General features: G+C 65.7%; 1 protein-coding gene and 1 pseudogene. Both read right to left on the reverse strand.

Features of this window, described 5'->3' with window-relative positions:
• Window positions 1-435: S1C family serine protease (locus EXE44_RS17420; RefSeq protein WP_137718006.1), on the reverse strand; the 435-nt coding region annotated here is incomplete at its 3' end.
• A 9-nt stretch (window positions 436-444) separates the two neighbouring features.
• Window positions 445-801, reverse strand: a pseudogene (locus tag EXE44_RS20420) (hypothetical protein); the annotation flags it as partial.

The raw sequence follows: 801 nt of genomic DNA on the forward strand, positions 1-801 counted from the left end.
GACCGGGCTGGTTCGCACGAACGACAGCGGCTCCGTCGACTCCGGCACCTCGTCGACGGAGATGACGGCGAGATCGCTGTGGAAATCGGTTCCCAGTACCGTCCCGTCACTCCATGTTCCGTCGTGGAACCGGAGCTGTGCCTCCGACGCGGTGCCGGCGACGTGCGCGTTCGTGACGACGTGTGAGTCGTCGTATAGAAATCCGGTCCCCTGTCCCCGCCCCGTATCGACCAGCACGACCGACGGGATCGTCTCGCGATAGACTCGAGTGTACTCGCTGCCCTCGGTTTGCGACGTGGTGTTCGGTCGTCGGTTCTCCGGCTGGGATGGCTCTGTGCCGGACGACGAGACGTTGCTACAGCCCGCAAGCGCTGCCGTGAGCGTGACGCTCCCGGCCTTCAGAAACCGACGGCGGGTGGAGGTCTCTTCGGGCATCTTCGGTTCTCAGTCGGGCTTCGAGTCCCGTAGGTTTTGTGCCCACGCGAACGGCGTATTTACGCCGCGTTCAGCGAGCGCCGTCTCCGACTTCGACCGTCGAGTCGCCGGAGGCTCGCCCATCAGCCGTGCGAGCCGGCGCTCGAACTCCGCCTCGCTCAGCTCTCCTGAGACGTACTCCTCTTCGAGCTCCTGTCTCCGCTCCTCGGTCGTCGGCGCAACCCGTTCGGATACGTCGAATGTCCCGAGGGCCGGGTACCGTCGTTCGAGCCACTGGGCGGCTGACGCGAGTCGGTCGTCTCGCGGGATAGAGGCAGTTCGGAGGATCGACGCCGCGGTCGCAACGAGAAAGAGGCCCGCGAACAG

This window comes from Halorubrum sp. SS7, from assembly GCF_005435055.1.
Lineage (GTDB): Archaea > Halobacteriota > Halobacteria > Halobacteriales > Haloferacaceae > Halorubrum > Halorubrum salinarum.